At 44.7% G+C, this 4,083-nt stretch carries 7 protein-coding genes; 4 read left to right on the top strand and 3 right to left on the bottom strand.

The annotated features are described in order from the left end of the window. The 3 genes from OSCI_RS31385 to OSCI_RS29805 form a co-directional block, all read right to left on the bottom strand. On the bottom strand, positions 1-184 hold a 184-nt coding region (locus OSCI_RS31385; protein ID WP_039961946.1), incomplete at its 3' end, for a hypothetical protein. After that, positions 181-1,803 (bottom strand): type I restriction-modification system subunit M, encoded by a 1,623-nt coding sequence (locus OSCI_RS08915; protein WP_007354599.1) that lies wholly within the window; start codon positions 1,801-1,803, stop codon positions 181-183. The genes OSCI_RS08915 and OSCI_RS31385, both read right to left, overlap by 4 nt. 84 nt (positions 1,804-1,887) lie before the next feature. Further along, on the bottom strand, positions 1,888-2,031 hold the full coding sequence (locus tag OSCI_RS29805; RefSeq protein WP_155523447.1) for a hypothetical protein: 144 nt from the start codon (positions 2,029-2,031) through the stop codon (positions 1,888-1,890). Positions 2,032-2,034: 3 nt separating this feature from the next. Here OSCI_RS29805 and OSCI_RS30630 point away from each other — a divergent pair, with 3 nt between their 5' ends. The 4 genes from OSCI_RS30630 (at position 2,035) to OSCI_RS08900 (ending at position 3,782) form a co-directional block, all read left to right on the top strand. Further along, a complete protein-coding gene (locus OSCI_RS30630; protein ID WP_007354597.1) occupies positions 2,035-2,208 on the top strand; it encodes a hypothetical protein in 174 nt (57 codons plus the stop codon). A gap of 444 nt (positions 2,209-2,652) precedes the next feature. Further along, on the top strand, positions 2,653-2,913 hold the full coding sequence (locus OSCI_RS08905; RefSeq protein ID WP_007354596.1) for a CopG family transcriptional regulator: 261 nt from the start codon (positions 2,653-2,655) through the stop codon (positions 2,911-2,913). A 119-nt stretch (positions 2,914-3,032) separates the two neighbouring features. Then, a complete protein-coding gene (locus tag OSCI_RS29800) occupies positions 3,033-3,182 on the top strand; it encodes a hypothetical protein (RefSeq protein ID WP_155523448.1) in 150 nt (49 codons plus the stop codon). A gap of 213 nt (positions 3,183-3,395) precedes the next feature. Further along, positions 3,396-3,782 (top strand): hypothetical protein, encoded by a 387-nt coding sequence (locus OSCI_RS08900; RefSeq protein WP_007354595.1) that lies wholly within the window; start codon positions 3,396-3,398, stop codon positions 3,780-3,782. Positions 3,783-4,083 lie beyond the last annotated feature (301 nt).

Below are 4,083 nucleotides of genomic sequence, written 5' to 3'. Positions count from 1 at the left end.
CTTCTTTATGAAAGATCCCTTTTCCATGTGATCGTATTCCAATCTGTTTGTAGTTTGTTTCAAGGTCTACATCAACAGGATCTACATAGCGAACTAAAAAATTATCAATTCTATCTGTGTCCCAATTACCATCAAACTCAGGGAATCTTAGCTCAGGGACTTTTTTCTTTAACTTCTTACTCATAGCGGCGCATCAATCCCCAACTCATCACAAAAAGCCTGAATCGTCTGATCAATCCCCGCCATATCTTGATCGCACTGCCTCAACTTTGCCGCTACAGCCGCCAGATCAATCTCCTCCTCCTCCTCAAACGTATCCACATAACGAGGAATATTTAGATTAAAATTATTCTCCTCAATCTCCGCTAAAGGTGCGCGATAACTATACTTGTCCTCCTCTATCCTTTGGCGATAGGTGGAAATAATTTTGTCAACATCCTGAGCCCGTAAAAGATTTTGATTCGTTGCCTTCTCAAAATAGGCACTGGCATCAATAAACAAAACATCTTCAGGAGATTCCCGGCACTTTTTCAACACCAAAATACAAGTCGGGATGCTCGTCCCATAAAAAATATTCGCAGGCAACCCAATCACCGCATCCAACCAATTCCGCTCCTTGATTAGATACTGGCGAATATGCCCCTCCGCACCTCCTCGAAACAAAACCCCGTGGGGTAACACCACCGCCATAATGCCATTCTCATCTAGGTGATGCAGCATGTGCTGCACAAAGGCAAAATCAGCCTTAGAAACCGGGGCTAACTTCCCATACTGACTAAAGCGATCGTCCGACTCAAACAGCTTATTCGCACTCCACTGCGCCGAAAACGGCGGATTCGCCACCACCGCCTCAAACCGCATTCCCTCATGCTGGGGATTCTCCAGCGTATCCTCTTGCCTAAGATCAAAATTCCGATAATGCACCCCATGCAAAATCATATTCATCCGCGCCAGGTTGTAAGTCGTGCGGTTCATTTCTTGTCCGTAAAAATCCCCGACTGATTCCACCTCCCGCGCCACCCGCAGCAGCAAAGATCCCGAACCACAAGTTGGGTCATAAACCGACTTCAGCCGCTCCTTCCCCGTCGTCACAATCTTCGCCAATACCTTAGAAACCTGCTGCGGCGTGTAAAACTCCCCCGCCTTTTTCCCCGCACCACTGGCAAACTGCCCAATCAAATACTCATAGGCATCCCCCAGCACATCGCTCTCGGTGTCTCCCAACCGAAAATCAATCTTATCCAGATGCACTAAAATCTTGGCAATTAAAGCATTTTTCGCCTTCGGAGTCCGCCCCAACTTTGTCGAATTCAGATCCAGATCCTCAAACAAATGATCAAAATCTTCCTCACTTTCCTTGCCCATTGTGGAGCGTTCAATGTTGTTTAAAACATCCGTCAAATCCCCTAAAATAAAAATTGAACTCTTTTCTAACTCCTCATCACTAATCTCATCCTTATCCGCCTGATTGCCTAATGCCCGTTTAGCCAGAGAACTAAACAACTCAGATGGCTTCAAAAAATAACCCAACTCGGCAATAGATTCCTCTTTAATTGCCTCCAAATATTCTTGCCCCTCCTCTGAAGATTCATCAATCTCTAGAAAGTCAATGCCATCCTCCGCTAACACTCCATTGGCATAAATATACTGCCGCTCAGAGAGGTACTTATAAAAAATAAACCCTAAGCAATAATCCCGAAACTCATCAGCATTCATCTTGCCCCGAAGCGAGTCGGCAATATTCCAAAGCTGGGTTTCTAGCTTTTTCTTGTGTCCATTTTGTCCGTTCAGTCCGTTCGTCATTTATCTCTCGTACTGGGCGATCGCTAGCACCCCCAAGAAGCGCTGTCCAAGCAAGGTATAGAATAACACACAAACCGTTAGCACCTAATGATACTCCTCTGGCTCCCACCTTTCCTCTGACGGTTGACGAATCAACTCAGCGCTAAGCCATAGGCGGACGGGCGGCGTGCTCATCTCTACGAGGTAAATTCTACAAACCTGTTTACCAATGCCTGTGAGTAGTTTCAAACGATGGCTGCGATCACAGCAGCTTTGGCATTTCTAGGTGGCCCAGCAGGAATGCTAGAAGCCATTGCCGTACTAGGCGCACCCGATGGCAGAATGATTTATGGCGGCGAAATCGGCTGGATTCACTCTGAGGGCTTGAATCAGGCGCGATCGCAAATGAGAAGAGACTTGACGTAAAGTGGATAGGGTGGAAAGCAGACTGTAAATAAAAGTTAAGTTTTCAACCACTACCATCCTCTTATTAAGAGCTAAAGGCAATCTAGCAGAAACTTAAAGACTAAATCACTGAGAATTTACTAACTGTTGTCAATTCAGATTCATTGATGCTATGCTGCTTTACAGCAGCCCAAACTTTCAGAAATATAGCACTCGCTATTTTTCCCAAAGTAAGCACTGCTATATCAAACCAGCACTCATACATCTCTCTAAAATTCTGATAGTCGTCTTGTTTGGCAGGCGTTGAGAAAAACAACGCCTCACAGCCAAGAATTGACTTTTCAATTAATACTAATGAAAAAACCCAACACGGAGTTCCCCAGGAGCTCCTTTTTTTTTGGTTCGTTTCCAGAGCAGAGCGAAGTGAGAGCTTGTCCCCCAACAAATCAGCAAAGAGGCTTTGACATGGCAAAAAAAGGATACAAGAGTCAGAGAAATCAGCCAGAAATATATGAAGAAGTCAAAAAACCAGTTTCTCTTGGCTTAACCCCGACGGCTAAAGACATACTCCGCAGTTTGGCCACCGCTCAGGGAATATCTCAATCTGAATTTATTGAGCGCCTTATGAGAGAGATAAAGAGTGCTAATAGCAGAACTAATTGTTCTATTTATCCTCAAGAATGCCAAGCCAAGTTAACTAATCTACCTGCATTTGTGCAGGATTAATTCAAAAGAGACCGGACTCTATCAAAATAACGTGAGCTGCACCCATACCGATTAGGGTGCGGCTGCGGACTTTGGCGTGGGTTTTTACCCATTTTATAGGTGGCGAGCTCCCGTCAACAATGCTGGATGTGGTGGGGTCAACTGTTTGGCAAGTGAAAAGCGCGGAGCGTTTTTGGTATGGGGGCGATCGCTGTGTTTCTAGCGATCGTTCTAATGTTGGTTATACTCTCGACTATAGTCCTACTACCGCGCGATCGCACACTACTTAAAACATAGAATCAAGCATTTCAGAAATATCGCGCTAGTCACGCCCTCGGTTTAAGTAACTTATACATAATGAACTAGGTAACTTACAAACAGTTAACTTAGGGTTACAGAAGGAAATTACCCAACTAAAAGCAGAACTAGCAGAGGCGCGATCGCAACTTCCCTCCCAGACCGCGCAAGATTCCACATTTTGGGACTTTCCAGACGCGGCGGACTTGCTCAACCAGCTCAAGGCTAAGCGTAAAAAATCAAAAACTGATTTACAAGATGTGGAAGCAATCTTAGAACTGTTGCCAGAGATGCCACAACAATCACAGCCACAGCTACCCGATTTGTATGCAGCGAGGGATAAGCTTTTTGAGATGCCATCCTTGGGCGGCTGGAAGTTTGAGAAAGGTGAGAAGCGCGATCGCTTCTATGCTTTTGCCTCTGCTCTGATTGAAGAGGCCTCAAAACTTGACCAAAATTACACCATAATCCAGCGCTTACAATCTGACCTCAAGCAAGCAACCGAACGGTGCGACGGATACGGCAACCAGTTGAGAGAAAAGACAGAAACCATTCGCAAGCTTACGGCAAAGCTAGGGCAACGTCCGTTTTAGGTATTGAGCCGATATCTGTGTAAAAAGTGCAATATAAACTACCATTACCAACTTTCTTGCTTTGGCTGCTGTTGTATGCGATCGCTAACTCCAACTTCCAACAGTTCTCATTTCAGTCTTGCAAAAACCATAAAAACCATAAATTGGTCATTTTTACCCCCCTATAACGTCTATTTGACATGGCTTGCTATGCGACTACCACACTAACTACGAGGATTTAGGAGGTGTCGGAGTACAAAAAAGCAATTAAAAGTCAGCGAAAGTTAATTTAACTTAATTAAAATTTGTGAAAATTGGAGGA

The organism is Kamptonema sp. PCC 6506 (genome assembly GCF_000180455.1).
Classification (GTDB): domain Bacteria; phylum Cyanobacteriota; class Cyanobacteriia; order Cyanobacteriales; family Microcoleaceae; genus Kamptonema; species Kamptonema formosum.
The sequence above is the reverse complement of the archived record's forward strand: the minus strand, read 5'-3'. Positions and strand labels throughout refer to the sequence as shown.